This window comes from Brevibacterium sp. Lmc1 (assembly GCF_057654315.1).
On sequence record NZ_CM172803.1, the window covers coordinates 505,464 to 531,042 of the forward strand.

General features: G+C 65.0%; 24 protein-coding genes. 11 read left to right on the forward strand and 13 right to left on the reverse strand.

Translation table 11 applies throughout. The features are described from left to right. Positions 1–2: 2 nt before the first annotated feature. The 3 genes from AC239G_RS02235 to AC239G_RS02245 form a co-directional block, all read right to left on the reverse strand. The gene (locus tag AC239G_RS02235; RefSeq protein ID WP_248284031.1) at positions 3–989 is read right to left on the reverse strand and encodes a sigma factor-like helix-turn-helix DNA-binding protein; all 987 of its coding nucleotides are present in this window, start codon (positions 987–989) and stop codon (positions 3–5) included. Positions 990–1,031: 42 nt separating this feature from the next. Then, positions 1,032–1,511 (reverse strand): carboxymuconolactone decarboxylase family protein, encoded by a 480-nt coding sequence (locus tag AC239G_RS02240; protein ID WP_139469409.1) that lies wholly within the window; start codon positions 1,509–1,511, stop codon positions 1,032–1,034. A 140-nt stretch (positions 1,512–1,651) separates the two neighbouring features. Next, positions 1,652–2,512, reverse strand: coding sequence for a methylenetetrahydrofolate reductase (locus AC239G_RS02245; RefSeq protein ID WP_139469408.1), 861 nt, complete (start codon positions 2,510–2,512; stop codon positions 1,652–1,654). A 144-nt stretch (positions 2,513–2,656) separates the two neighbouring features. On the opposite strand from AC239G_RS02245, the gene AC239G_RS02250 reads away from it, so the two are divergent. After that, positions 2,657–3,961: a glycine cleavage T C-terminal barrel domain-containing protein gene (locus AC239G_RS02250; protein WP_139469407.1), complete on the forward strand. Its 1,305-nt coding sequence runs from the start codon at positions 2,657–2,659 to the stop codon at positions 3,959–3,961. Between the two features lie 438 nt (positions 3,962–4,399). Here AC239G_RS02250 and AC239G_RS02255 read toward each other — a convergent pair whose 3' ends face one another. Continuing rightward, positions 4,400–5,860 carry an APC family permease gene (locus AC239G_RS02255; protein ID WP_139469406.1) on the reverse strand — a complete coding sequence of 487 codons (1,461 nt, stop codon included), beginning with the start codon at positions 5,858–5,860 and terminating at the stop codon, positions 4,400–4,402. Between the two features lie 170 nt (positions 5,861–6,030). On the opposite strand from AC239G_RS02255, the gene AC239G_RS02260 reads away from it, so the two are divergent. Together AC239G_RS02260 and AC239G_RS02265 are read left to right on the forward strand one after the other, a co-directional pair. Beyond that, positions 6,031–7,365 carry a TrkH family potassium uptake protein gene (locus AC239G_RS02260; protein ID WP_248284030.1) on the forward strand — a complete coding sequence of 445 codons (1,335 nt, stop codon included), beginning with the start codon at positions 6,031–6,033 and terminating at the stop codon, positions 7,363–7,365. Positions 7,366–7,437: 72 nt separating this feature from the next. Beyond that, positions 7,438–8,175, forward strand: a complete 738-nt coding sequence (locus AC239G_RS02265) for a potassium channel family protein (RefSeq protein WP_139469405.1) — start codon at positions 7,438–7,440, stop codon at positions 8,173–8,175. 83 nt (positions 8,176–8,258) lie between these two features. Here the strand turns inward: AC239G_RS02265 and AC239G_RS02270 are convergent, their stop codons facing one another. The 3 genes from AC239G_RS02270 to AC239G_RS02280 all read right to left on the reverse strand — a co-directional run bounded on the left by AC239G_RS02270 (position 8,259) and on the right by AC239G_RS02280 (position 10,494). Then, entirely contained in the window at positions 8,259–8,555 is a 297-nt protein-coding gene (locus AC239G_RS02270) for an antibiotic biosynthesis monooxygenase family protein (protein WP_139469404.1), read from the reverse strand. A gap of 131 nt (positions 8,556–8,686) precedes the next feature. After that, positions 8,687–9,535 carry a hypothetical protein gene (locus AC239G_RS02275; protein ID WP_139469403.1) on the reverse strand — a complete coding sequence of 283 codons (849 nt, stop codon included), beginning with the start codon at positions 9,533–9,535 and terminating at the stop codon, positions 8,687–8,689. Beyond that, the gene (locus AC239G_RS02280; protein ID WP_139469402.1) at positions 9,532–10,494 is read right to left on the reverse strand and encodes an ABC transporter ATP-binding protein; all 963 of its coding nucleotides are present in this window, start codon (positions 10,492–10,494) and stop codon (positions 9,532–9,534) included. The genes AC239G_RS02275 and AC239G_RS02280 overlap by 4 nt, the downstream gene beginning before the upstream one ends. Before the next feature lie 43 nt (positions 10,495–10,537). Between AC239G_RS02280 and AC239G_RS02285 the strand changes: the two genes are divergently transcribed. Next, positions 10,538–11,203: a TetR/AcrR family transcriptional regulator gene (locus AC239G_RS02285; RefSeq protein ID WP_139469401.1), complete on the forward strand. Its 666-nt coding sequence runs from the start codon at positions 10,538–10,540 to the stop codon at positions 11,201–11,203. Between the two features lie 168 nt (positions 11,204–11,371). Here AC239G_RS02285 and AC239G_RS02290 read toward each other — a convergent pair whose 3' ends face one another. Continuing rightward, positions 11,372–12,610, reverse strand: a complete 1,239-nt coding sequence (locus AC239G_RS02290; protein ID WP_139469400.1) for a site-specific DNA-methyltransferase — start codon at positions 12,608–12,610, stop codon at positions 11,372–11,374. A 37-nt stretch (positions 12,611–12,647) separates the two neighbouring features. Between AC239G_RS02290 and AC239G_RS02295 the strand changes: the two genes are divergently transcribed. The 3 genes from AC239G_RS02295 (at position 12,648) to AC239G_RS02305 (ending at position 16,735) form a co-directional block, all read left to right on the forward strand. Then, on the forward strand, positions 12,648–14,294 hold the full coding sequence (locus tag AC239G_RS02295) for an FAD-dependent oxidoreductase (RefSeq protein ID WP_248284029.1): 1,647 nt from the start codon (positions 12,648–12,650) through the stop codon (positions 14,292–14,294). 123 nt (positions 14,295–14,417) lie between these two features. Further along, positions 14,418–15,452, forward strand: coding sequence for an ABC transporter substrate-binding protein (locus AC239G_RS02300; RefSeq protein WP_487490099.1), 1,035 nt, complete (start codon positions 14,418–14,420; stop codon positions 15,450–15,452). Next, the gene (locus AC239G_RS02305) at positions 15,449–16,735 is read left to right on the forward strand and encodes an alpha/beta hydrolase (protein WP_180345652.1); all 1,287 of its coding nucleotides are present in this window, start codon (positions 15,449–15,451) and stop codon (positions 16,733–16,735) included. The genes AC239G_RS02300 and AC239G_RS02305 overlap by 4 nt, the downstream gene beginning before the upstream one ends. Before the next feature lie 91 nt (positions 16,736–16,826). Here the strand turns inward: AC239G_RS02305 and AC239G_RS02310 are convergent, their stop codons facing one another. Then, positions 16,827–18,221 carry a helix-turn-helix domain-containing protein gene (locus tag AC239G_RS02310; RefSeq protein WP_427846185.1) on the reverse strand — a complete coding sequence of 465 codons (1,395 nt, stop codon included), beginning with the start codon at positions 18,219–18,221 and terminating at the stop codon, positions 16,827–16,829. 238 nt (positions 18,222–18,459) lie between these two features. Between AC239G_RS02310 and aceA the strand changes: the two genes are divergently transcribed. Both aceA and aceB read left to right on the forward strand, forming a co-directional pair. Continuing rightward, on the forward strand, positions 18,460–19,770 hold the full coding sequence (gene aceA, locus AC239G_RS02315) for an isocitrate lyase (RefSeq protein ID WP_172172442.1): 1,311 nt from the start codon (positions 18,460–18,462) through the stop codon (positions 19,768–19,770). Positions 19,771–20,012: 242 nt separating this feature from the next. After that, entirely contained in the window at positions 20,013–21,620 is a 1,608-nt protein-coding gene (gene aceB / locus AC239G_RS02320; RefSeq protein WP_487489705.1) for a malate synthase A, read from the forward strand. Positions 21,621–21,706: 86 nt separating this feature from the next. Here aceB and AC239G_RS02325 read toward each other — a convergent pair whose 3' ends face one another. Then, positions 21,707–22,309 (reverse strand): mycothiol transferase, encoded by a 603-nt coding sequence (locus AC239G_RS02325; RefSeq protein WP_139906740.1) that lies wholly within the window; start codon positions 22,307–22,309, stop codon positions 21,707–21,709. Positions 22,310–22,434: 125 nt separating this feature from the next. On the opposite strand from AC239G_RS02325, the gene AC239G_RS02330 reads away from it, so the two are divergent. Further along, a complete protein-coding gene (locus tag AC239G_RS02330) occupies positions 22,435–23,490 on the forward strand; it encodes a helix-turn-helix transcriptional regulator (protein ID WP_487489706.1) in 1,056 nt (351 codons plus the stop codon). 56 nt (positions 23,491–23,546) lie between these two features. On the opposite strand, the gene AC239G_RS02335 is transcribed toward AC239G_RS02330, so the two are convergent. From AC239G_RS02335 to AC239G_RS02345, 3 genes are read right to left on the reverse strand one after another with little or no spacing between them, the layout of a single operon-like run. Continuing rightward, positions 23,547–23,753, reverse strand: coding sequence for an IS3 family transposase (locus tag AC239G_RS02335; RefSeq protein WP_487489707.1), 207 nt, complete (start codon positions 23,751–23,753; stop codon positions 23,547–23,549). Then, positions 23,726–24,412, reverse strand: coding sequence for an IS3 family transposase (locus AC239G_RS02340; protein WP_487490100.1), 687 nt, complete (start codon positions 24,410–24,412; stop codon positions 23,726–23,728). Before AC239G_RS02340 ends, AC239G_RS02335 begins: the two co-directional genes overlap by 28 nt. Before the next feature lie 8 nt (positions 24,413–24,420). Continuing rightward, positions 24,421–24,990, reverse strand: a complete 570-nt coding sequence (locus AC239G_RS02345) for a hypothetical protein (RefSeq protein WP_487489708.1) — start codon at positions 24,988–24,990, stop codon at positions 24,421–24,423. 176 nt (positions 24,991–25,166) lie between these two features. Here AC239G_RS02345 and AC239G_RS02350 point away from each other — a divergent pair, with 176 nt between their 5' ends. Then, on the forward strand, positions 25,167–25,556 hold the full coding sequence (locus AC239G_RS02350) for a universal stress protein (RefSeq protein ID WP_139470383.1): 390 nt from the start codon (positions 25,167–25,169) through the stop codon (positions 25,554–25,556). Positions 25,557–25,579: the final 23 nt, after the last annotated feature.

Below are 25,579 nucleotides of genomic sequence, written 5' to 3' on the forward strand. Positions count from 1 at the left end.
CATTATGACACGTGATCTGTGCGTACCCGTTTCAGTTTGTCCGGGTTGTTCACTTGTCGCAGGCCCATCACGCGGCCGGTGTCGTCGACCTCGACGGCCAGCACTCGCAGATCACCGTCCTTGACGATTCCGATGCCCGCTTCGCCGTTGACAGCGATCACCCCTGTCACCTGCTGGCTGCTGGGATCGCTCGGATCGAATACCGCGGCGAAGAATCGGATGATCCGATCGATGCCGAACAGCGGATTCCGAGTGGCCGGGACCTTCCCTCCGCCGTCGCTCCAGAAGATCGCATCGTCGGCCAGCAGCAGACGCAGCGCCGAGCTCTGATCACCTGAGCGGATTGCGTCGACGAGGCGGTCGATCACCTGCCTGTTGCCCGAGCGCGGTAGGTCTCTGTCGAGGTCGAGCCGTCGTTCGGCTCTTGAAATCATCTGCCGGACAGCGGCGGCAGATTTGTCCAGGATCGAAGAGATCTCGCTCGCGGGGACGTCGAATGCTCGGGACAGAACCACGGCTGCCCTGGCTTCGGGAGTGAGCTGATCGGCCAGATGCAGCAGGGTCACCGACAGCAGCTCTCTGTTCGCCACGGCTTCATCGGGCAGTGCTTCGGTTGCAATCGGTTCGGGGAGCCACGACCCGGGGTACTCCTCTTTGACGCTCTCGAGATGCCGAGCCTGGTCGATCGACCGGCGGACGCAGACCGTCGTCAGCCACCCCGGCCAGGAACGCACTGTGCGGGTCCTGCCGGGGCCGGCGGACGGCTGAGTCGACGTGCCGGAAGGCGGCTGAGTCGAATGGCCAGCGGCACCGTCGGAACGATCGGCGGCACCTTTCCGCTCTTGGACGACCGCTGCGATGCCGACCTCGGAGACGATGTCCTCGGCCAGCCCGACGTCTCCGAGCATGCGGTAGGCGATTCCGAAGAGTCGCCCCCGGTGCTCTTCCCAGGCGCGGGTCGCCGGTGATTCGGTGTCAGGCGCGTTCACGTGCACCAATGTAGACCACCGTGGATTCTCAGTGGCGGCGGCTCACGACTGCTCGCCGTCTGCCGGTGCTGCAGCAGACTCTGCCTCGGCCGGTGGGACTGTTTCGGTGCTGATCGCCAGGCGGTTCCACACATTGATCGTCGAGATGCCGAGCAGGAGGTCTCCCAGCTGCTCATCCGTGAAGTGGCGCGTCGCCTCTTCCCAGATCTCGTCGGTGACTGAGTCCGGTCCGATCTTCGTCACGGCGTCGGTGAGGGCGAAGACGCTGCGCTCGCGGTCGTCGAAGAGCGACCCGGTGTGCTGCCAGGCGGCGACGTTGACGACCTTGCGCGAGGAGACTCCCATGGCGATCAGGTCGCTGGAGTGCATGTCGACGCAGAATCCGCAGCCGTTGACGATGGAGGCGCGCAGCTTCACGAAGTCGTAGAGTTCTGTGCCGAGGGCTCGTTTGCAGTAGGAATCCATATGTGCGACGGAGGCGTAGGCCTTCTTGTTCATCTGGTCGAGGCTGATGCGTGCCATGGGGTCCCTTTCGCTTGATGCTTTTGCGGCGGGTGACTCTTCGGCCCGCCACCTACTGTGTCGGATGGGGATCCCATTGTGTGACACCGGAGCGACATCGGGTGATCGAATCGGCCCGATCGTCGCTTCTCACCACTCGATCACCACGCGGTCGAGACCTCTTCGGCGCCGCCGAGGGCCGCGAGCTGCTTGCGGCGCCAGACCTCGGTGTCCTTGATCTGATTGAACGTATAGATGTGCAGACCGGCGACGCCCATTTCCGGGTCGTCGAGGACCGGGCCGATCTTGTCGAGGAACTTCCGCGGGTTGTATCCGCCGGGCTTGGCCATCCGCGTGAAGGTCGCCGTGTTCTTCCGCAGGAACCGCGTGGACTCTCCCACCCCGATCTTCGTCGCGACTCGGGCGAGTTTGGCTAGCTCCACCTTCCCGGCGATGCCGAGGACCAGCGGCAGTTCGACGCCCCGTGCGCGAACCCTGGGCACCCAGGACGCGATGAGCGCCGGATCGAAGCACAGATTCGACACCAGGTGCGTGGCGTAATCGCGTTTGTCCCACATGGCCTGGATCGTCACATCGTCGGGGATGATCGGATGCGATTCCGGATAGGCGCTGACGCCGATGTGCTGGAACGGTGCGGCCATGGATGAGAGATCGACGAGGAGGTCGTGCGCACCGACGTATCCGCCGGCCGGGGGAGTGGCGTCTCCCGCGGGGACGAAGATCCGGTCCACAGCCGCCTCGGCGAGACGATCGACGATCTCCGTGAGCTCGGGTCTGCCGTGGATCATCCGTGCGGCCAGGTGGGGCACGGCGCGGAAGCCCAGGGCCTGGAGCTGTTCGGCCGTGGACAGCGTCGCCTCGAGGGTCAGCCCCGTCGACGCGGTCACCGTGATCTCGCGGCCCGGTGCCACGTACTCCTCGATGCGTTCGACGATCCCGGCCGTGGGCAGAACCTCGTAGCGGGCGGTGCTCAACAGCCTGCGCAGCGTTGACTGTGACATCCTCGTCTCCTTCTCGGAGGTCGATTCATGAAACTCGCATGTGCGAGTCCCTTGCGTCCCGGTGTGTCCGATCCTACACTCATTGTACCCATGATATGGGAATCAAGTTCCATAATATAAAACTGTGCAAGCAGGGGGAACACCATGGACAACAATGTCCCGTCAGTGGACCAAAGCGACAGAGAAGTCCCGATCAACCTTCGTCAATCCGGCCCCACCCCGGTCGAAATGCTCATCGACACTCGCGTCCGTAAGTCGCCCTATTGGGAGCTGTCTATGCAGCAGGGCTGCTGGCGGGCGTCGATCTACAACCGGATGTACCACCCACGCGGCTACATCCCCCGCGACGAGGGCGGGATGATGGCCGAGTACCAGTCCCTCGTCAACGATGTGACCCTGTGGAACGTCGCCGTCGAACGGCAGATCCAGGTCAAGGGTCCCGACGCCGAGGCGTTCGTCAACTTCGTCATCACCCGTGACGCGACGAAGATCCCGGTGATGCGCGCCCGCTACGTCATCCTGTGCAACGAGGCCGGCGGCATCCTCAACGATCCGATCCTGCTGCGGGTCGGCATCGACGAATTCTGGTTCAGCCTCTCCGACACCGACCTCATGCTCTGGATGCAGGGAGTCAACGTCGGCGGCCGGTTCGACGTCACGATCGCTGAGATCGACGTCGCACCAGTGCAGGTCCAGGGCCCGAAGTCCGTCGACGTCATCGCCGACCTCGTCGGGGAGGAAGGACGCACGCTGCCCAGCTACGGACTCATGGAAGCTCAGGTCGGCGGCCGCGACGTCATCATCTCCCAGACCGGATTCACCGGTGAGAAGGGTTACGAGATCTATCTCAAGGATGCGACGAAGTACGCCGAGGATATGTGGAACGCCGTCCTGGAAGCCGGCGAGCCGTACAACATCAAGGTCGTCGCCCCCAGCCACCACCGCAGGATCGCGGCGGGCATCCTCTCGTGGGGGCAGGACATGGACTTCGAGACGCTCCCGTTCCAGGTCAACCTGTCCTACCAGGTGCCACGGAAGAAGGAGGCCGACTATATCGGCAAGGCCAGACTCGAGGAGGTGCGCGGGCTGATCGAGGCCGGTACCCCGCCGTATCGCACGCAGCTGGTGGGCCTGCTGGTCGGCGGCAAACCGATTACGGACTATGCGCCGGACTTCTGGCTCGTCTCCGCTGCCGCTGACGGTGAGGCGGTCGGGTACGTGACGTCGCCGTGGTATTCGCCGGAACTCGAAGCGAATATCGCAATGGCCCATGTGCCGGTGTCGGCAACCGAGCTCGGCACCGAATACTGGGTGCATCTGCCGGAGCCGTTCGCAGATACTCCCGGAGTCCCGGTTCGCGCCGAGGTGGTCGAGATGCCGTTCCGCCCGAGCGTGAACCCCAACCAGCGTGAGCGCCTGAAGATGCGCGGCCTCGACGCCGCAGTCTGAGCCGACTCCCGCTCCCCGAGACCGAGCGCGGTCGCCGTTGCGCAAAGCCGGCGGCCGCGTTCGCATGTCCGGATGCGCTCGGATATTCGGGCGCGACAGTCGGCTCAGAGCAGCGGCATCACGCACCGTTGGTGCCGAATCCTCCCGTTGGCACTGCCGGCCTCCCTCATCCGGGGTGGCTTCTCCTGCAGGTAGCAATGCACCCCTCACCCGCAGCGGCTCACCACCCCGGTGCAGAGGGGCGATAGGTCGCTGAAGGTGAGGGATGCGACCGCCGGTGCGGATTGCGACTCACGGTGCGGTGTGCCACTAGTGGTGCGGGGTGTGATTCAAGGTGAGGGGCGGGGGAAGGTGCTGCGCCGCGGCGAAGCGGATCAGGACGCTTCGCCTCGGCGAATAATGGCGCCCCGGCCGCACCTCACACGGCGGCTCCCGCGATCACTTTCCGCGGAGGGCCTTGACCTTCGCAAGGAGTTCGTTCTCGGCATTGGGGCCGGCCTTGATGCCGGTGGGCAGCTTGATCATGAACCAGATGCCGACGAGCAGCCACACCGCGAAGCCGACCCACGACTGCCATGCCAGCTGCGCGGACACCGGGGTGATCGGAATGTAGAGGATGAAGAGGATGAACGTGAGCACCGATGAGATCACGCCGATGACCACTCCGCCATTGCGATCTCCGCCGATGCGCAGTGGGCGTTCCATGTTCGGTTCGCGCTTGCGCAGGACGAGGAAGCCGACGCTGACGAGGAAGTAGGCGATGACGATGGCGGGCGAGCCCGCGTCGACGATCCAGCCGAGCGCTGCAGTGCCGAAAAAGGGAGCGATCGCGGAGAGGATGCCGATGAAGATGATGGCATTCGACGGAGTGCGGTATTTCGGGTGGAGCTTGCCGAACCACTTCGGGATCATTCCGGCCGCGGCCATCGCCCACATGAGACGGGACGAACCCATGAGGAAAGCGTTCCACGACGTGATGATGCCCGCGAGTCCACCGGCGATAACGATCTTGCCCCAGATGTCCGAATCGAACATGATCGACAGCGCGTCTGCGGTGACGAGGTCATGAGTGCCCAGCTCGTCGGCTGGCATCGCCATCGAGGTGGTGCCGATGATGATGATGTAGAAGACGATGGCCATGATGACGGAGAGGACGACGAGCTTGCCGATCTTCGCCGGTGGCAGCTTGACTTCCTCGGCGGACTGCGGGATGACGTCGAAGCCGACGAAGAGGAACGGCACGACCGCCATGACGCCGATGAATCCGGCGCCGCCGCCGGTGAACAGCGGCTCGGTATTCTCGAGGCTGCCGCCGACGAAACCGCCGGTGAGCAGCATGAGACCGACGATGATGAGGAACCACACGACGAAGGTCTGGACCATCGAAGCGAGCTTGACGCCGCGGATGTTCACCCAGGCGATGATGATGGCGGTGATCGTGCCGACGAGTGCCCAGGTGAGGTACACGTCGAAGCCGGCGACGTTCCAGAGCTTGATCTGCTCGAGGTTCGGGAACAGGTAGACGGCGGTCTTCGGCACCGATACCGCCTCGAACATGACGACGCTGATGTAGCCGCCGGTGATCGCCCATGATCCGAACAGGGAGACGCGGGGACCCATCGCCCGGATGAGATAGTTGTGCTCCCCGCCGGCATGCGGCATCGCTGCCACCATCTCCGAATACACGGTGCCGACGAAGCACATGATGATGCCGCCGACGGCGAAGGCGATGATGGCGCCGAGCGTGCCTGCACCGTTGAGCCACTCCCCGGTGAGGACGACCCAGCCGAAGCCGATCATGGCACCGAATCCGATGAAGAGTGCGTCGACCGTGCCGAGAGCCCGAACGAAGCCGTGGCCTCGATCTCCGGTGACGGTCTGGGTTTCAGATTGACTCATGAGGTTCCTCGACACTTCTCTGTGGATGGACGAACAGGTGCTGGGCCGCGCCCCGGGCATGAGCCGAATCACGGCAACTCCGATAAGGCAGATTAGCAGGATTCTGACCGTTACCGGTGAGTTGCCTGCGGGTGACGCCGAACCGTTGCGATGGTGCTACATTTCGTCTGGTGCACAGCTCACATCGCTCAGCGATCGTCCGCGTCATCGCGGGCTACCTGGCAGCGTTGGTCACCGGAGCCACTCTGCTCATGACCCCGGCGGCCACGGTCGCCGACGGCGGCATCTCACTGCTCAAAGCCCTCTTCACGGCCACCTCGGCGCTCAGCGTCACCGGACTCGTCGTCCTCGACACCGGTCAGGACTTCACGCTCTTCGGTCAGATCGTCATCATCTGCCTCATCCAGGCCGGCGGTCTCGGCGTGCTCCTGCTCACCGCACTGCTTGCCCTGCTGCTGGCGGGAAAGGCCGGTCTCCGGCTCCGCCAATCCGTGGCCTCGGAGACGAAGAGCGATGCGATCGGCGGCGTCAAGCCTCTCGTCCTGCGCATCACGGCACTGACCTTCGGCACGGAACTCGTGGTCGCCTCGGCGCTGTTCCTCCGATTCTTCCTCCACTACGACGAACCCGTCACGGCCGCGATCTGGGATGCGATCTTCCACGCGATCTCCGCGTTCAACAACGCCGGATTCGGGCTCCGTCAGGACAACCTCGTCGACTACGTGGCCGATCCCTTCATCTGCGGTCCGGTCGGACTGGCGGTCATCCTCGGCGGGCTCGGCTATCCCGTCCTCATCGAACTCGTCCGGCGCTACCGAACTCCGCTGAAGTGGGGTCTGACCACGCGGATCATGGTCGTCATCACCCCGGTTCTGCTCATCGGCGGCACTGTCTTCATCGCCGTCATCGAGTGGAACAATGCGGCGACGATGGGCCACCTCGACGCGTGGGGGAAGATCCAAGCAGCGACGTTCCAATCGACGATCACGCGCACGGCCGGGTTCAACTCGATCGACATCAGCCAGATGCACACGGTGTCCTGGTTCGGGATGGACGTCCTCATGTTCATCGGCGGCGGACCGGCCGGCACGGCAGGCGGCGTGAAGATCACGACGATGGCGGTGCTCGCGGCGACGACGTGGACGGAGATCAGCGGCGGACGATCCGTGACCCTGTTCGGTCGCCGCATCTCCCGTGACGTGCATCGACAGGCGACGACGGTCATCGTCCTCGCGCTCGGCTGGGTGCTGCTGGCGACGATGGTCATCCTCCTCTGCGACCCGAGATTCGGCCTCAGCCGGGTCCTCTTCGAGGTCATCTCCGGATTCGGCACGGTCGGTCTGTCGACCGGGATCACCGCAGATCTGTCCGCGCCCAGTCAGATCGTCCTCATCCTCACCATGGCGCTCGGCAGGCTGGGTCCGGTGACCGTGGCGTCCGGTCTGGCACTGCGCGAGCGCCCCATCCGCTACGAACTGCCGAAGGAACGGCCGCTGATCGGCTGATGGCAGGTCCATCGAAAGCCGAATCAACGACTGCCGACACCCCTGCCGAGGCGGCCCAGAAAGGAAAAGACCATGAACGAGAAGAAGAACTGGATGGCGCGCTCCGCGTCGTTCTTCACCGGCGACCCCTCGCCGCTGGCGAAGGACGGAGCGGTGGCCGTGATCGGGCTCGGCCGCTTCGGCGGATCCCTGGCGCGCGAACTCGCAGAGCATGGAGTCGAGGTCATCGGCGTCGACCGTGACGAGTCCGTCGTGGCCGAGTTCGCCGATGTCCTCGCTCATGCCTCTCGCGCCGACGCCACCGACGAGGTGGTGCTGCGACAGCTCGGCATCGACGAGGTCTCCCGCGTCGTCATCGCCATCGGCAGCGACCTCGAGGCGAGCATCCTCGTGGCCTCGCGGATCCTCAAGCTCGGCAATCGGCACATCTGGGCGAAGGCGATCAGCGAAACCCACGCCGAGATCCTCCATCAGCTGGGCATCGGCAACGTCATCAGCCCCGAGAACGACATGGGTAGGCGTCTGGCCCACCTGATCAGGGGGCATATCTCGGACTTCCTGCCCATCGACGAGGACTTCGTTCTGGCGCGCACCACTCCGCCGGTGCGCACGACCGACGTGCCTTTGGCCTCGCTGGGGCTGCGCACGAGGTACGACGTCACGATCGTCGCGTTCAAACGCCGCGGCGGCACCCACTGGGACATCGCCGATCGGGACGTCACGCTCTACGCCGACGACGAGATCCTCGTGGCCGGCAGCCCGAAGAAGGTCGAAGCGTTCAGTGAATTGGACAAGGACGCCGACGCATAGGTCGACGTCCTTGGACGATTGGCATTCCCTCGCCGAGGCGGCGCCGTGGTTGGGCGCGTAAGCTCGGGGCGTTGCCGCGTGACTCAGTCGCCGAGGTCGACGACCTCGAACTCGAGGAGGTTCGCCTGCTCGGAGACCGGAGCCTTGCCTGTCGATTCGTGGGAGGACGTCCGGTTGGCCTTCCAGTTCTCGAAGTCCTCCTTCGTCGCCCACTGGGTGTAGACGAAATACTGGTCCCCGCCGGCCACCGGGCGCAGCAGCTGGAAGCCTTCGAAGCCGGGAGCCCCGTCGACCGAATGCTTGCGCTGCGCGAAGCGCTTCTCGAGTTCAGCGCGAGCTGGTTCGGGGACGGTGAGGGCATTGATGGCGACGACTGACATGGTTGCTCCTGTTCGAGTTGGCAGCTGAGTCACCTCGACCCTACGTCGTTGACCCGAGCGCTGTCTGAAGAGTCCGATTGTTCGCCCGCAGAGTCTCAGAACCGATCTCAGGGCCGGTCTCGGAATCTGCTTCAGAAGTCCTGTCGGCGCAGCCGCCACGCCGCCAGAACTGCTCCGCCGATGACCCAGGCGACGAGGACGAGGAGAGCTGGGAGCACACCGATGTACTCGGTCCCTCCCGCCTCGGCGACCCCGCTGATGTTGTGCACGGCGCCCAAGGGAAGGAGCGGTCGGAGGACGGACGCGAGAGCGTCCGGCAGCCAGCCGGCGAGCATGGACCCGACCAGCAGGGCCAACGGGGTGAGAACTCCGCCGGTGACCGAGCGGAAGACGACCGCACCGAAGACCGCGAGAAGCGAATAGATGACGGGCAGAAAAGTGCTGCCGAAGGCCAGCCGCAGATGGCCGGAGCTGCCGGCCACGGCAAGGACCTCCGACCAGTCGGCCCCGGCGAGCGTGGCCGCGAGGAGGCTGCCGCTGATCGTCACGGCCACGGCCGTGGCGACGGCTGCGACCGTGGCGGCCGCGCCGATGACGACGGCCTTCGCCGCGACGATGCCTGATCGCCCGCGGGCGCGCAGCAGGGTCTCGGTGATCGCGCCGGTGCGGAACTCGACCCCGGCGAACCATGCCGCGAGGACGACGAGCACGGCCGCGGCGGCATCGACGCCGAGGACGCTGGCCGAGAGCACATCCTCGGTGCTCGTCTCCGACAGCGGGGCACCGCGGGTGGCGGGAATGGTGAGCACGAGCAGCACGGCCGAGACCGCGCCCGCGATGAGGGTGACGATGAGCAGCTGACGCGACCGTCGCAGGTCACAGAACTTCACCCATTCGGCGCGTATCCAGCTGGGTCGAGCGGTGATCGGTGCGGCCGATGCTCGCGGAGGGACCGGGATGGTCGGTGGTGTCGTGGTCATGCCGTCGCTCCCTGTATCGGATGTCGAAGTGTGTGTCTGTGCCGATCGTCGCCGGAGTCCGTGAGACCGAGGAACGTGTCTTCGAGGCCGCGCTCGTCGGTCGCGAGTCCCGTGAGTTCGACTCCGAGGGGAACACAGAGCCTGAAGATCTCGACGGGCTCGAGTCCGGCGATCGCGGCGTGAGTGCCCGATCCGTCGGGGTCGACCGAGATGCCCTCGGCCCGCAGGTGATCGAGCAGCGGTGCGAGGTTCGTCCCCTGCACCTGCACCCGGCTTGAGGATTCCCGCCGCAGCTCCTCGAGGGGCCGGTCTGCAATGAGGGCACCGTCGCGGATGATGATGACGTGATGGGCGATGAGCTCCATCTCCCGCAGCAGATGGCTCGACAGCAGCACCGTTCTGCCTGTGCTCGCGAAATCCGTGAGGAGCGACCGCAGCCACGTGATTCCGGCGGGGTCAAGCCCGTTGAGCGGTTCGTCGAGGATGAGCACCGCGGGGTCGGTGAGGAGGGCGGCGGCGATGCCGAGACGCTGACGCATGCCCAGTGACAGCTGTGAGACGCGGCGGGAGCGAGCGCGGGTGAGGTCGACGAGGTCGAGCATCTCGTCGATCCGGGCGGGTGCGGTTCCCGTCGCCGCGGCGATCCAGTCGAGATGTCCTCGTGCGGTGAGCCCCGGCAGCATGTGTTCGGCGCCGAGGAACGCCCCGGCGATGCGTGCGGGTTCCGTGTGCTCGGGCAGGGGGCGGCCGTGGACGGCTGCGCTGCCGGAGTCCGGTGAGGTGAGGCCGAGGATCATCTGCAGCGTCGTTGATTTGCCCGCGCCGTTGGGGCCGAGGAACCCCGTCACCTGGCCAGGTGCTACGTCGAAGCTGAGATCGTCGACGACGCGGTGTCCGCCGTAGCTCTTCGTCAGACCGCGGGCCGAGATGCCTTCATCGAGCGATGGCAATACATTCATACTGCAATAATGATGCAAGTTGATCGTATTGTAAAGTGGGAGGATGCCGAAGATCGTCGACCATGCCCAGCGCCGCACCGAGATCGTCCATGCCCTGTGGCAGGTCATCTATCTCAAGGGGATCGATGGGGTATCGTTCCGTTCCGTCGCCGAGGCGGCCGGAATCTCCGTCGGTCGCGTGCAGCATTACTTCCCCTCGCGCAGTGAGCTCATCCTCGAGGGGTGCCGACAGATCGTCGACAGCGCCGAGGCGGCAGGTCCCGAGGGTACCGATGCGCCGTCCGAACCCGGTTGCGCCGAGGCGGTGAGTGCGCTCCGCGAGTTCTGTTTCGCATTCATTCCCGCTGGTGAGACGATGCGCATCGGTGCATCTGTGTGGTACACCTACGTCGCCCGGGCGGTGATGGATGAGCAGATCGCCGACATCATCCGAGCCAGCGATCGTGCGACTCTCGAGCTCGGAGTCCGCCTCTATCGGGCGGTCGTCGGAGGCGATGGGGCTGCCGACGTCGATGACGCCGGTGGCGCTGGAGGCACCGATGGCGCTGGTGGCTCCGATGGCACCAACGGTGAGGTCGCAACTGCGTGGGCGATGCGGATGATCGCCTTGGGCAAGGGGTTGGCTCAGGAGGTCATGCTCGATGAGCGCAGCGCCGCCTCGGCGAAGGCGATCCTCGAAGCGGAACTGGCACCACTGGTCGCACCCTGACCTCACATTCTGGAAACGGCCCGGCGCCGTACCGTCGGAGGAGATTGTTGAGGCGATTGTTGGGTCGATCCACGGTGTTCTGGAGGTCGAAAACACCGTGGATCGACCCAGCAATTCAGTCGGAAGGTACGGCGGGGCAGTCTTCGGCTGTCACGTCGCCGCCGGGCGCTATTCGCCGTCGACGACCTCGAGCTGGGTGAAGGTCAGTCCGGGGGAGTGGACATCGGCTGCGCGGCGGATGCGTTCGGCGGTGAGTTCGCTGATCGTAGGGAATTCGACTCCGCCACCAGCTGCCGTCACCACGGCCCGGGCCGTCTTCGACCGCAGCGGTTCCGGGGTCTGCACGAGCACGAACGACCGCGACCCCTGATCCCGTTCGTTCGCGGCCATCACGGCCTGTGCCGTGGTCCCGGACCCGGCGAAGAAGTCGAGGACTATGGCATCGGAGTCGAAGAATGTCTGCGAGGCTACGAGCGCCTTCACCAGCTCGACCGGCTTCGGATAGCTGAACACTCCCGCCAGGCCCAGCGGCTCCAGATCGTTCTGCCCGCCGAGCGCCTTGATGATCGAGTACAGCTTCGAACTCGCCTTCTCCGCCGGGGTCACCCGCACCACCGCATGCTTGCCCTCTGTGCCCCAGGGCCGCAGGATGTACTCGCCCGATGCCAACTTCGCATCCACCTCGGCGAGTTTCCCCTCACCCTTGACGGCGACGATGTCCTCGTACATCAGCCGCCGCTCGGACCCGCGGGCATAGCGGCCGAAGCCGGCGCGCAGCACATCGGTCTCCACGAGCATCCGCCTGCCGTTGATGACCTCGAGCTTCGCCGGTGACTTCTTCTCCGTGAGGAACGGCCCGACCCGGCTCGCATCGCGGGCCCACACGTGCACATAGTCGTGCCCGCGCACGAAGGAGCGGGCGTTGCCGCCGCCCTTCGCGCGCTGATGGATGAGCGTGCCCAGCGAATTGTCCTCACCGAAGATCTCGTGCCCGAGCAGCTGAGCCCACGCGCTCTCCTTGTCGTCGAGATGGAGGAAAAGCACCCCGTCCTCACGCATGAGCTCACGGGCGAGCAGTAGTCGCGGGGTCATGAATGACAGCCAACTGGCGTGATCGTGCCCGTGATCTTTGTAGGTGTGCGCGTTGCCCGTGTTGTACGGCGGATCGATGTAGACGACCTTGACCTGCCGGCGGTGCGTGGCCAGCAGGGCGGTCAGCGCGGGCAGATTGTCCCCGACGACGAGCAGATTCTCGTGTGGATCGGGAACGTGAGCGGTGCCGTCGACGTCCCACAGATGCGGACGACCATCACCGAGGTGGCCCTCCCGTTCAGGGGCACCGTCCACGAGGCGGCGACCGAGGTCGAAGGCGGCGGCCTTGCCGGTCCACTCCAAGACGGTCGTCATCCTTCTCCTTCATCCCGAACGGTGCCAAGATTGCTGTATGAGTATTTCACGAGTGGCCGTGGTCGGTGCCGGTATCCTCGGTGTCGCCGCCGCCCGCGAAGTCATCAAGCGGTTCCCCGACGCCGAGATCACCGTCTTCGACAAAGCTGAGAACGTCGCTGCACATCAGAGCGGTCACACCTCCGGAATCGTCGACTCCGGGCTCGGCCAGAAGCCCGGCTCGGCGGAGGCGAAGCTCACCCGCCGCGGCCTCGAGCTGCTCATTCCCTATATGGCTGAGGCAGGCGTTCCCTACCGGGAATGCGGGCAGCTGCTCATCGCCCAGAACACCGATGAGGCCGAACGCCTCGAAGAGATCTTCGCCCGCGCCAAAGACAACGAGGTTCCAGGCGCCAGACTGCTCGAGCGTCACGAGATCGGAGCCGTCGAACCGGCCGTCAGGGGAGTCCTCGGGCTCTTCTCACCCCATGCGGCCATCGCCGACTTCTCGGCGCTCACCGCAGCGCTCGCCTCCGATGTGCGCGCCGCCGGAGGGACATTCCGCTTCGGAACCGAGGTCACCGGATTCGACACCATGAGCAACGAAGTCCGCCTGCGTGGGCGCCCGGTTCCGAAGGACGACCCACCGGCAGGGGATGGGACCGCAGCCGGAGAGTCCGATGAGGACGACCGTGGTGTGAGCGCGGCCGGCGAACGGGGCGGGTCGGGCAAGGATGCTGTCGATGACCGAGGCAGCCGCGACGATCAGGTCCATGACCGTGACCATCGCGACGATCAGGTCCACGACCGGCCGCGGACATATCGCGGTGAGGAGGGCCGCGAACCTGTCATCGGCATTGCAGATGAGCTGCGCGATCGCTTCGGACAGCAGGACTGGTTCAAACAGGCCGAATCGACGCTCGGCGAGTGGACGCAGAAGGTCTCTGACGCGTGGGCGAACCGCGACGGCTCGCGCAGCGGCGACTCTGGCTCACGCACTGGTGGCGCAGGATCGCGCGCTGGTGACGCTCCCGGCGGCAGCGCGCGCAGCGAAGCGCCAGTTGAGGAAGTGCTCGGCACCTTCGACATCGTCATCGTCTGCGCTGGTCTCCAGGCCGATCGCCTCGCCGTCTCTGCGGGACTCGACGCCGAACCGAGGATCGTACCCTTCACCAGCGACTTCTACCGAAGCCCGGCCACCGACACCGAGGTGGTCCGCGGCATCATCGGGTCCGTTCCCGACCCGCAGTCCCCGTTCGCCGAAACCTCGATCGTCCGAGGACTCGACGACGGACTCATCCTCGGACCGAACACCTTCGTCGCCCTCGGCCGCGAGTCCTATGATCGGCACGGATTCGACCTGGCCGACATCACATCGACCGCCCGGTCCAAGGGGTTCTGGAAGTTCGCCGCACAGACTGCGAAGACAGCGGCCCGCGGAGTGAAGCCTATTGTGAGCAAGACTGCTTTCGTCGACGGAATCCGCCGCTTCGTTCCCGAGCTCGACCAGAACGACGTGGCGCCCGGGGCCCGCGGTGTCCGAGCTCAGGCGATGACCGCCGAAGGCGAACTCATCGATGAACTCACCATGACCAGGCGCGGCAGGCTGACCGTGGTCAGGTCCGTGCCGAAGTGGGCGGCCACCTCGGCGCTGGCGATTGCCGAAACGATCGTCGATCGGGCCTTCGAGAACGCGGCCCGCTGAGATCGCCCCGCCGCGGACCGTGCCGCGCTGACGTTCCCAGCTGACCTGCACCGCCGCTCTGGGACGCAGACAGCTGCTATGGTAATTTAGCTTAGGCTAACCAAACTATGAGCGAAAGTGACGATGCCCGTGCCCGCGATTCGACCCGCCTCCACCTCGACGTCTCCGACATTGGCGGTCCGCCGGCGCCGATTGCCGGCACTGACCTTCGCGTTCGCCCTCGCGCTCACCGGGTGCGGGGGAGGCTCCGCCGACGGGACCGATGCAGAACGGGCGAGTGCAGGCAGCGTCGACGACGCCTTCGGCTCCGTTGACATCCGGAAGGCCGAACGCGTGGTCGCTCTCTCCGTCTCCGATGCGGACGTTGCTCTTTCCGTAGGTGTGGTCCCCGTGGCGATGACCGAAGCTCCGGTCGAACCCGTGATGCCGTGGGCGGAGGAGACGATCGATGAGCTCGGCGGCGACGATCCGGAGCTCTTCCACTGGTCGACCGAAGACACGATCCCATTCGAGGACATCGCAGCGTGGGAACCCGATCTGATCCTGGCGACCGGGACCATCATCGGCAAGGATACCCACGACCAGCTCAGCGAAATCGCGCCGACCCTGGGCACGGCCAAGGAGAATACCCCCGACAGCTGGCAGTCACAGGCCGAACGGGTCTCGACCGTTCTCGACGCGAAGGACCAGGGCGACAAAGCGATCGACACGGCGCAGACAGCGATCGACGATGCGGCAAAGGATCACCCGGACCTCACCGACAGGTCCTTCCTCGTCGCGCTCTTCCACAGCCCCGACGAGGTGGGAGTGCTGACCGATCGGGACTCGGCCACCGTCCAATTCTTCAGCGAACTCGGGCTGACGCTCGACCCCGTGGCTGACAAGATGGCCGACGGGTCGGTCCCCGACAGCCTGTCCCTGGAGAAGCTCGACGTCCTGCAGAGCGATATCCTCGTCGGTTACTTCCCCGATCCGGAGCTGCGGAAGAAGTACGACGGAGTCCCCACGTTCTCGAGCCTGCCAGCCGTTGAAGGCGGCCACTTCTACCAGCCGACCGATGAGGAATGGCGCGGGCTGCGCTCCGTCTCCGCGCTCGCGCTGCCCGAGATCGTCGGCCCCATCGCAGAGAAGCTCGACACGGCGGCGGTCGGATCATGACCGGGACCAGCGCGATCAATTCGTCGGCGGAGCAGACCGGTTCGGCCTCTGCCCTGTGCACCTGGACAGAGATCGGCCCGGACGAGAGCTGGAGGCTGCAGGTGGAACTTCCGGCCACAGCCATCCCCGCCGAGGCGGCTCCCGGAGACGAGCAGGAGATCTTCGTCGACCTCAACGGAGTCACCGACCGACGGAATGTGCCCGGCGGGATCATGACCCGGCGCCCTGCCCGGGACGAGGGCGGCGACAGTGCCGACGGTGCCGACGCGACGAGGTATTCGATCGAGCTGCCGGTTCCGCGAGGGTATCGCGGGGCGCTTCGCTTCCTGCCCGTGCCACGAGGACTCCAAGTTGCCGACCGTCCGACATGGCTCGATGTCCTCGAACGGGGGTTCGTCCCCGCCGGTGACCATGATCTGCTCACGATCACGGACATGCGCAGGAAACAGGTCCTCGAGCTCGCCGCACCCGATGCCCGGCCCCTGATCTGGACCGGTGGGGACCGGCCGGCGACCGACTCCCGCAGCGGGGCAGGCGAAGGTCGGACCGACGTCGACGAACAGGTCATCACCCTCGGTTCCGCGCCGAGGCGGATCTGGACCCACCGGCCGCAGCGAGGTCCCGCCTCGGCGCCGGTGCTCGTCGTCTTCGACGGGGAGAGGTTCATCCGCGGGGGACTGCTCGCAGCGATCGACGAGCTGGTGTCCCCGCCGTCAGCGGTCATCGCCATCGACCATGCACCCGTCGTGGACGCCGGCCCCGACGAGGACGCGGCCGTCGGCCAGCGCGCCGACGACCTCGTGATGAACTCTCGGTTCTGCGACGACGTGCTCGCGCTAGTTCGTCAGATGGCGCCGGAGGTCTCGGCCCGCACGATCGTCGCGGGCGCCTCCTACGGCGGACTGGCCGCGGCGTACTTCTCCCTGCGGCACCCGGAAGCGTTCCGCGGGATCTGCCTTTCGCCGTCGTTCTGGGAATCCGACGATCAGGGGCGCAGGATCTGGGATCTCGCGCCGAGCAGCACCGACGACGGTCCGGACGGACGCGCAGGGGCGCCGGAGTCTCGGACGGTGGAAACCCGGCCGGCGACCGCCGCAGATCCGACGTTCAGTGTCGACCACGGGATCCTCGAGACTGTCATTGCGGACTCTGTCGCCGAGGCGACCGAGGAGTTCGCGGCTCGCGGCATCGACTTCGTGCCCCGACCGTTCGTGGGCGGGCACGAGTATCTGTGGTGGCGCGAACTCATGCTCGTCCGCCTGGCCGAAGTCCTGGCGGAATGACCCAAACGTCAGTCAACGTGGGTCGGGGAGCACCCGAAGTGGGGGAGCCGCCTCGGCGAGGGTCTTCTGCACCGTCGATCGATGTCGACGATCAGTCGGAATGGCGTTCGAGGAACTCGTAGACCTCGGTGTCGTCGACGCCGGGAACCGCTCCGGGCGGGACCGCGGCGAGTAGGGAGGCGTGCATGCGGGCCGACGGCAGCGCCTGATCCTCCCATTTCTCGGCCAGGTCATCCGGGGCCTGCCGGCAGCAGGACGGATCCGGGCATCCGGACTGCGAGCGGATCGGTGACTCCCGTCCTTCGAACCAGCGGACGTGGGAGAACGGGACGCCGACGCTGATGGCGTAGTCGCCGCCGGGCAGCACTCGGGCGGTGCACCAGAACGATCCGTGCGGGGTATCGGTGTACTGGTAGTAAGGGCTGAATCGGTCGGCGACACGGAAGACGGTGCGCGACGTGAAGCGCTTGCACGCGAACTGTCCCTCGATCGCGCCGAGCGGATCGGTGGGGAACGGCAGCCCGTCGTTCGAGTACGCCTTGTGGATCGTGCCGGAATTGTGGACCTTCATGAAGTGCACAGGCAGTCCGAGGTGCTCGGTGGCGAGGTTCGTGAACCGGTGGGCGGCCATCTCGTAGCCGACGCCGAACATATCGCGCAGATGCTCGACGGAGAGCACCCGCTTCTTCTTCTCCTCCTCGAGCATCGGCACGGCCGCGGACTCGGGCAGCAGGATCGCGGCCGCCAGATAGTTCGCCTCGACGCGCTGCTGGAGGAATTCGTGGAAGTCCTTCGGGGAGTCATAGCCGAGCACATGCGGAGCCAGGCTCATGAGCAGGTGCGACCGCGGATCGAAGGCGGCGTCGGCGTTGGGCAGATACAGCCGCTTGTTCGCAGTGTCCGAGATCGACCGGGTCGATTCGGGCAGGTCGGAGACGTAATGGAGACTGAAGCCGAGCTTCTCGGCGATGAGCGCCGTCTGCCGCTGTGACACCGTTCCGGATTCGTAGCCGACGAGGTCGAGCAGCTCGGCAGCAGTGGCCTCGAGGTCGGCGAAGTAGTTGTTCTTCTCCTTCATCCGATCCCGCAGCTCACGGTTGGCCCGCCTGGCCTCCTCCGGTGTGGCCGCACGCCGTTCCAGGGCTTCGCCGAGCTGGCGCTGGAGGCCCACGATCGCCTCGAGGGCATCGGCCGGCAGCGACTTGATCCGCACCTGCGGCAGGCCGAGGGCCGAGTACATGGGCGAGGCCTGATTGCGTTCGGCCTCCAACTCGAGGGCCTGTCGTTCGTCGATCGGAGCGGGGTCGATGAGCTCGGAGACATCCGTCTTCAGCGCCTTGGCAATCGCGGCCAGGAGCGTGACAGAAGTTTCTCGCTTGCCGTTCTCGATCGTCGAGATCTGCGAGGCCGCACGCCCTACTTCCTGCCCCAGCTCGTTGAGGGTCAAACCGCGCTTCTTTCGAAAAAAGCGGATTCTTCTGCCGATGCTGAGCGGGTCGGTCTGCTGCTCTTCGCTCTCAACTTCCGCGCCAACGCTGTTCAAGGCGCCTCCCTCGGTTTCTGTGTGCTGGTTCACATGGTTGAAAAACAGTATGACAGAACCGCGAAATTTCTGAAACCGGAAATATCGAGATTATTCATCCAGAAATTCAGTGCGAGAGCCCTTGCAGCCCCCGCAGACTGGATACATCAACAACCCCGAGAGATCGAGAAAGAGAAGGACAATGACTGAGAACACCACGCAGAACAGCTTGCACGATGCTGAAGCCATCCGCCGCGACTGGGCGACCAACGCCCGCTGGTCGGGAATCGCTCGCGACTACGAGCCCGAGGATGTCGTCAAACTGCGCGGTTCGCTGATCGAGGAGCACACGCTGGCCCGTCACGGAGCCGAGCGCCTCTGGAACCAGATCACCGCCGGCGACATCCACTCCGGTGACTACGTCAACGCCCTCGGTGCGCTGACCGGCAACCAGGCAGTCGAGCAGGTCAAGGCCGGCCTCAACGCCATCTACCTCTCCGGTTGGCAGGTCGCCGCCGACGCGAACGCCGCCGGCCAGACCTACCCCGACCAGTCGATCTACCCGGCCAACTCGGTGCCGCAGGTCGTCCGCCGCATCAACAACGCTCTGATGCGCGCCGACCAGATCGAGACCTCGGAAGGCAACAAGCAGGTCGATGACTGGTTCGCTCCGATCGTCGCTGACGCGGAAGCAGGCTTCGGCGGCACGATCAACGTCTACGAGCTCATGCGCTCGATGATCGCTGCCGGCGCAGCCGGTGTGCACTTCGAGGATCAGCTCGGATCCGAGAAGAAGTGCGGCCACCTCGGCGGCAAGGTCCTCGTTCCGACCTCGCAGCACATCCGCACCCTCAACGCCGCCCGCCTCGCGGCCGACGTCGAGAACGTGCCCAGCCTCGTCATCGCCCGCACCGACGCCGAGGCAGCCACGCTGATGACCTCGGACATCGACGAGCGCGACCAGCAGTTCGTCACCGGTGAGCGCACCGCCGAAGGCTTCTACAAGATCACGAACGGACTCGAAGCCGGCATCGCCCGCGGCCTGTCCTACGCTCCCTACGCGGATCTGCTGTGGATGGAGACCTCGACGCCCGACCTCGAAGCTGCGAAGAAGTTCGCCGAGGCGATCCACGCCGAGTACCCGGACCAGATGCTGTCCTACAACTGCTCGCCGTCGTTCAACTGGCGCAAGCACCTCGACGATGCGACCATCGCGAAGTTCCAGCGCGAGCTCGGAGCCATGGGCTACAAGTTCCAGTTCATCACCCTGGCCGGCTTCCACGCGCTCAACTACTCGATGTTCGATCTGGCTCACGGCTACGCCCGCGAACAGATGAAGGCATACGTCGACCTGCAGGAACGCGAGTTCGCAGCCGAAGAACGCGGATACACCGCGACCCGCCACCAGCGCGAGGTCGGCACCGGATACTTCGACCTGGTTTCGACCGCGGTCAACCCGGAGTCCTCGACCACCGCGCTGGCCGGCTCCACCGAAACCGCTCAGTTCCACTGAGCCGCACCGGGTTCACGCCCCACTGACCAGCGGGGATGAACCCACCTAGAACCCGGGGCGGATCGGCAGTGTTTTCACGGGGTTTACATTGTCGATCCGCTCCGTCACACCACAGACGAATCGAAACCCCGCCACGATCCCACGGGAACGCTCACGCTCACGGCAGAGCCGCCTCGGCGAGGATCACCCACAGAACCAGCCACACATTCCAGGCACACACTACGACGGGTGAGGAGAAGCCCATGTCTTACATCAAGATCAACGCGCCGCTCGAAACCGGCTTCGGCACCGTCCTTTCGGAGCCTGCTCTGACGTTCATCGCCAAGCTGCACGACGAGTTCGCCGGCACCATCTGCGACGTGCTGCGCACGCGCCGGGCCCGCGCGGCCGAGATGAACGGCGGAACCCTCCCCCGTTTCAAGCCCGAGACCGCGCGCATCCGCGCCGACCGCTCCTGGTCGGTCGCCGGATCCGCCGGCGCCCCCGGCCTCGAAGACCGCCGCGTGGAGCTCACCGGCCCGGTCACCGAGGATGAGGTCGTGGCGGCGCTGAACTCGCAGGCGAAGGTGTGGCTGGCCGATCTCGAAGACGCCACGAGCCCCACCTGGGCCAATGTCATCGGCGGGCAGGTCAACCTCTTCCGCGCCATCCGCGGACAGCTGCCCGGCGTCAACAACGACAACCAGCCGACCATCGGACTGCGCCCCCGCGGTTGGCACCTGCCCGAGAAGCACCTGATCTACGTCGATGACAACGGCCAGGAGTTCTCGACCTCCGGTGCTCTCGTCGACTTCGGTCTGTACTTCTTCCACAACGCCCGCCACCTCATCGACAACGGCTCCGGCCCGTACTTCTACCTGCCGAAGCTCGAGTCCTCGCAGGAAGCACGCCTGTGGAACAAGGTGTTCGTCCTGGCGCAGAACATGCTGGGCATCCCGCACGGCACCATCCGGGCCACCGCTCACATCGAGACGATCACCGCGGTGTTCCAGATGGAAGAGATCCTCTTCGAGCTGCGCGAGCACTGCGCAGGCCTCGAGGCCGCCGGTTGGGACTACCTGTTCTCCGTGGTGAAGAACCTGCGCAACACCACCGACTACGTTCTGCCCGACCGTGAGCGTCTGACGATGGACCTGCCGCTGATGAAGGCGTTCACCGACCGCCTCGTGGCCACCTGCCACCGTCGCGGAGCACACGCGATCGGCACGATGTCCAACCTCATGGCCGATCACCCGGACCAGGAGTTCGTGGCCGCCGAGTTCGAGCGCATGCGAGAGGACAAGGCCCGCGAGGCCTGGCAGGGCTTCGACGGCACCTGGGTGGCCGACCCGGCTCTGGTTCCGGCGGCTCTGGCCGTGTTCGACGCCGCCCTGGGTTCGCAGCCGCACCAGCTGGAGAACAAGCGCCCCGATGTGCAGGTGACCAGCGAGAACATCCTCGACATCACCGGCCTCGAACCGGTCGTGACCGAAGAGGGTGTGCGGGTGAACATCCGCGTGGCCATCGGGTACATCAACGTTTGGCTCGGCGGCAACGGGCACGTGGCTCTGGAGAACCAGCTCGAAGACGTGTCGACGGCTGAGATCTGCCGCTCGCAGATCTGGCAGTGGATCCGCCACGAGGTGACTCTGGACAACGGGCAGCAGCTGACCTCGCGTCTGGTGGAGCGCTACCTCGGCGAGGAGCTGGCTCTGATGGAGCGCACCGCCGACGATCACTTCGATGAGGCCGTGGAGATCTTCCGCGAGACGGCACTGGGCGAGGAGTTCGCCGAGTTCCTCACCATGCCGGCCTACACCGACCACCTGGTCGACCGGGTGTCCAAGGCCAGCGAAGCCTTCGTCGCCTAACAATTGCTACCTGACGGCGGCCCAGCAACCTCGCGCGAGGTTGCTGGGCCGCCGTCAGGTAGTTTTGGGCGGGATCGTGTGGGGACTCAGCTCCAGTCCATGCCCTCGGGCGGCCACGGTTCGCCGTCCGCCTGAGCGTTGAGCTGGTAGGCGATCGCGCCGTCGATCGATTCGCGGATGATGTCAGCGTGGCCGGCGTGGCGGGCGATCTCGGTGGCCAGGTGCCACAGGATCCACCGCACGGTCATAGTGAAATCGTTGGGCATCCACGGGTTGTACGGCATCGGAACTTCGGTGCCGAGGTCGGTCCCCGCGTCGTCGACTGCGGCCCTCGCGTCCTCGATCCCGTCGATGACCTTGTCGAAGATTGCGACCGCCTCGGTGATGTCGAGGTCGGGGAGAGCGGACCCGTCGAACATCGCTGTCAGCCCCAACTTCTCGTTGACCATCCGGTAGTCATCCTCGCCGACCTCTCGCGTCGGGTCCTTGACTTGAATGAGCCAGTTATTGACCACCTGGGCTCCGTGAACGATGAGGCCGGCGATACTCAAACCACTGGCCGTCGGCGTGCTGCGGGCCTGCTCATCGGTCAGGTCCAGAGCTGTGAGCTTGAGCTGGGTGCACTGCTGGGTGAGGTAGGTGAACGCGGCGTCGGCTTCGCTCGTGACGGAAGGGGTGAAGAACGGCATGATCTCTCCTTTGCAATGTCCGCCGCGGCCGGATGGCTGAAGCGGTGATCCTATCGTCAGGTGCTATGCGGACATATACTGTCCGCATCAATAAGTCGGGCGAAAGTTTCTCATTCGGAGGTGGAATGCGGTCGGAGACGCGACTCTTGAGCCTGCTCGGACTGTTCGCATCCGGCAGGAGCTGCACTGCCCTCGAGCTCGCCGCCCGCTTCGACGTCACCCCACGTACCATCCGTCGAGATATCGCCGAGTTGCGCGATCTCGGCTACATCATCTCCTCGGCACCGGGCCTGACCGGGGGCTATCGCGCCGAATCCCGGACGATGCTTCCGCCTCTGCAGCTCGAGGCAGGCGAGGCGCTGGCCACCGCGGTCGGCCTGGCACTCCTGCGTGGGGCCGGCCTGGACACCGAACACGCGGAATCGGCGACGACGAAGCTGCAGACGATGCTCCCGGCCGCGATGCGCGCGACCGTCGCCGAAATCTCGACGGCTGTGTCTGTGTCCGAAGGCCACGCACCCGGAGTCGACATCAGCGCGGTCATCACGCTCGCCTCGGCGATCAATGCGTCGACGATCGCGACTTTCGACTATCGGAAGATGCAGCGCCCTGCCGTCGACGACCCCACCGTCACGGGCCCGGCCGGCGCCCTGACCACCGACGCGTCCGGCACTGCGATTGCCGAAGCGTCCCCCGGCCCGGCCGGCGACCACCCCTCGACGGCCCGCCGCGTTGAACCAATCCGTCTCGTCGTCTTCGGCGCGCACTGGTACCTCTTCGCGTTCGACCTCGACCGCGATGACCATCGGGTCTTCCGCCTCGACCGGATGAGCCGGGTTCACGCGACGACATTGAGCATCACCCCACGTGAGCACCCCGACGCCGAGGCGGCTGTGTCCGCAGCCGTGACCACCACCGCGTATCCGCACACCGTCGTTCTGCGCACTGCCGCCTCGGCGCGGGAAGCGAAGGAATGGTTCCCCACCCGGAGCGCCACAATCACCGAGGCGGCCGATGGGGTGCGCATCACCTGCGGATTCTGGGACCTCAGATGGGTCGCGGCCACCCTTGCGTCCATCCCCGCCGAGATCGAAGTGCTCGACCCACCTGAGCTCATCGACGCCCTGCGCGACCACGCAGAGAGGGCGCAAGCGGTCGTCGAAGCATCAATTACTACCTGACGGCGGCCCAGCAACCTCGCGCTGGAGTGGTCCCCAATAGTTGGACTGCTGTGGGGTCAGCATGAAGCAGTTGCCGGCTGTTCGGCTGTGGCGGTCTTGGTCCGATACTCCATCGGGGCAAGGCCGCCTAGTCGCATCGAGATCCTCTCAAAGTTATACCAATGAATGTACTCATCGATCGCTTTCTTCAGGTCCTCGACCGAGTCGAATTTCTGCAGATAGAACATCTCGGACTTCAACTGCCCGAAGAAGTTCTCCGCCATCGCGTTATCCCAACAGTTTCCCTTCCGCGACATCGACGGGGTAGCACCGTGTTTGGCCAGGATCGCCGCCCACGACACGTGCTGGTACTGAAACCCTGGTCCGTGTGCACCAACGGTTTCTGTCCCGGCCGCAGCCCCTGACACGCATTCGTCAGTGACTCGTTCGTCAATGCCGTGTTTGGTGACATCGACATCGAGTACGACACCACACTGGTATCGAAGAGATCAATGATCGGCGACAGGTACAGTTTCTGATCCGCCACAGGAAATTCCGTGACGTCAGAAACCCATTTCTCATTCGGTTCATCTGCGGTGAATTCCCGGTTGAGGACGTTGCTGGCAACGCGGCCGATCGTGCCGCGGTGGGAGTTGTACCGCTTCCTGCGCACCTTGGTCTTGATGCCCATGTCCTGCATCAACCGCAGCACAGTCTTCTTCGCGATCGTGATGCCTTCTTTGACCAAGACTGCCCAAATCTTGCGGTGCCCGTAGCATTCGCGGCTGCCGGTGAAGATCTCCCGGATCCGGCCTCTCACCTGCACATACGGGTCAGGCTTCTGACCGAAGCGTTTCTGGTGATAGAAGAACGTCGACCGGGCCAAACCCGCAATTTGCAGCAACACGGGCAGGGGGTAGTTCGCCTTGAGACTGGCAACAATGCGTGCTTTTACAGCTGCCCGTTCTGCCTCAAGGCCTTCAGTTTTTTTAAGTACGCGTTCTCCGCTTCGGCCCGCAGCAGTCGGTCTTGTAACTGGCGGTACTCGGCCAGGCTGATGTCCTCGACACGCGTTTTCTTCGCCAGCACGTCCGGTTTCGCCTGTGCTGGGTCGGCGTCTGGGTCCTGCCCTTTATCGATCGCCCGCATCCGAGTTGTCTTGCCCTTGCCCGTCGCCTGGTGTGGTGTGAAAGCGTCCTCGCCTTTGTTCCGGTATTCCTTCGCCCAGTCCAGGATGGGACGTGACGAGGCTAGACCGAGTTCCTTGGCGAGTTCGACTTTGTGTTCGCCGTTTAGGTACCGTTTCGCGGTCGCGATCTTCGTCTCTTTGGGGATGCGGCGGCGTTGATGCGGTTCCATGACCGATATTGTTCCACGCACTAACCATCGGTCGTGGAGGAGTTTGAGTGTGGGTTTATGGACGTCGAGCTTGGTCGCTGTCGCGGCGTAACCCAGGCCTTGGTTAAAGAGTTCGATCGCGGCTTGAGCTTGATCGTTCGTGATCAGACAGTCCTGACGCATGGAGTGGTCCCTTCAAGTTGGTTTGTGTTGATCACAGTCCAACTTTCGGGGACCACTCCACGCGAGGTTGCTGGGCCGCCGTCAGGTAGCAATTGGGGCAATGGGGGTTGCGGGGTGCTGACCGAAGCGTGATCCCGAAGTGAACGAATCATGGATGAGTCCATATACTGGGGGCCATGACGATTCTCATTGGCTACCTACCCGCTCCCGAGGGTGAGGCTGCTCTGCGTGCGGGATTAGCAGAGGCCAAACTGCGGTCGAGCGCTGCCGTCGTGATCAACTCACAGCGACGAGGTGCCAGTGGAGCTCCGACCGAGATCGGGGAAGACGAGATCAAGCGGATCGTCGACCTCGGCAAGGAATCGGACGTCGACGTCGAGGTGCTCCAACCCGATCACGAAGACGATCTGCCCGGCACACTCAACGACCTCGCCGAGGAGTACGAAGCCCAGCTCATCGTCATCGGCCTGCGCAAACGCTCAGCGATCGGGAAGTTCATCCTCGGCTCGCAGGCACAGCGTATCCTCCTCGAAGCCGAGGTCCCGGTGCTGACGGCCAAGGCCTGAAACCTCGCCGAGGCGGCCCTGAC

Excerpts from the sequence above, each read along its gene's own strand:
- AC239G_RS02265 (WP_139469405.1), top strand. The coding sequence starts at position 7,438 with ATGAACGAGAAGAAGAACTGGATGGCGCGCTCCGCGTCGTTCTTCACC.
- AC239G_RS02280 (WP_139469402.1), bottom strand. The coding sequence starts at position 10,494 with ATGAATGTATTGCCATCGCTCGATGAAGGCATCTCGGCCCGCGGTCTG.
- aceA (WP_172172442.1), top strand. The coding sequence starts at position 18,460 with ATGACTGAGAACACCACGCAGAACAGCTTGCACGATGCTGAAGCCATC.
- AC239G_RS02330 (WP_487489706.1), top strand. The coding sequence starts at position 22,435 with ATGCGGTCGGAGACGCGACTCTTGAGCCTGCTCGGACTGTTCGCATCC.
- AC239G_RS02345 (WP_487489708.1), bottom strand. The coding sequence starts at position 24,990 with ATGCGTCAGGACTGTCTGATCACGAACGATCAAGCTCAAGCCGCGATC.
- AC239G_RS02325 (WP_139906740.1), bottom strand. The coding sequence starts at position 22,309 with ATGCCGTTCTTCACCCCTTCCGTCACGAGCGAAGCCGACGCCGCGTTC.
- AC239G_RS02335 (WP_487489707.1), bottom strand. The coding sequence starts at position 23,753 with ATGGCGGAGAACTTCTTCGGGCAGTTGAAGTCCGAGATGTTCTATCTG.
- AC239G_RS02245 (WP_139469408.1), bottom strand. The coding sequence starts at position 2,512 with ATGTCACAGTCAACGCTGCGCAGGCTGTTGAGCACCGCCCGCTACGAG.
- AC239G_RS02300 (WP_487490099.1), top strand. The coding sequence starts at position 14,418 with ATGCCCGTGCCCGCGATTCGACCCGCCTCCACCTCGACGTCTCCGACA.
- AC239G_RS02270 (WP_139469404.1), bottom strand. The coding sequence starts at position 8,555 with ATGTCAGTCGTCGCCATCAATGCCCTCACCGTCCCCGAACCAGCTCGC.
- AC239G_RS02290 (WP_139469400.1), bottom strand. The coding sequence starts at position 12,610 with ATGACGACCGTCTTGGAGTGGACCGGCAAGGCCGCCGCCTTCGACCTC.
- AC239G_RS02285 (WP_139469401.1), top strand. The coding sequence starts at position 10,538 with ATGCCGAAGATCGTCGACCATGCCCAGCGCCGCACCGAGATCGTCCAT.
- AC239G_RS02240 (WP_139469409.1), bottom strand. The coding sequence starts at position 1,511 with ATGGCACGCATCAGCCTCGACCAGATGAACAAGAAGGCCTACGCCTCC.
- AC239G_RS02275 (WP_139469403.1), bottom strand. The coding sequence starts at position 9,535 with ATGACCACGACACCACCGACCATCCCGGTCCCTCCGCGAGCATCGGCC.
- AC239G_RS02255 (WP_139469406.1), bottom strand. The coding sequence starts at position 5,860 with ATGAGTCAATCTGAAACCCAGACCGTCACCGGAGATCGAGGCCACGGC.
- aceB (WP_487489705.1), top strand. The coding sequence starts at position 20,013 with ATGTCTTACATCAAGATCAACGCGCCGCTCGAAACCGGCTTCGGCACC.
- AC239G_RS02295 (WP_248284029.1), top strand. The coding sequence starts at position 12,648 with ATGAGTATTTCACGAGTGGCCGTGGTCGGTGCCGGTATCCTCGGTGTC.
- AC239G_RS02350 (WP_139470383.1), top strand. The coding sequence starts at position 25,167 with ATGACGATTCTCATTGGCTACCTACCCGCTCCCGAGGGTGAGGCTGCT.
- AC239G_RS02305 (WP_180345652.1), top strand. The coding sequence starts at position 15,449 with ATGACCGGGACCAGCGCGATCAATTCGTCGGCGGAGCAGACCGGTTCG.
- AC239G_RS02250 (WP_139469407.1), top strand. The coding sequence starts at position 2,657 with ATGGACAACAATGTCCCGTCAGTGGACCAAAGCGACAGAGAAGTCCCG.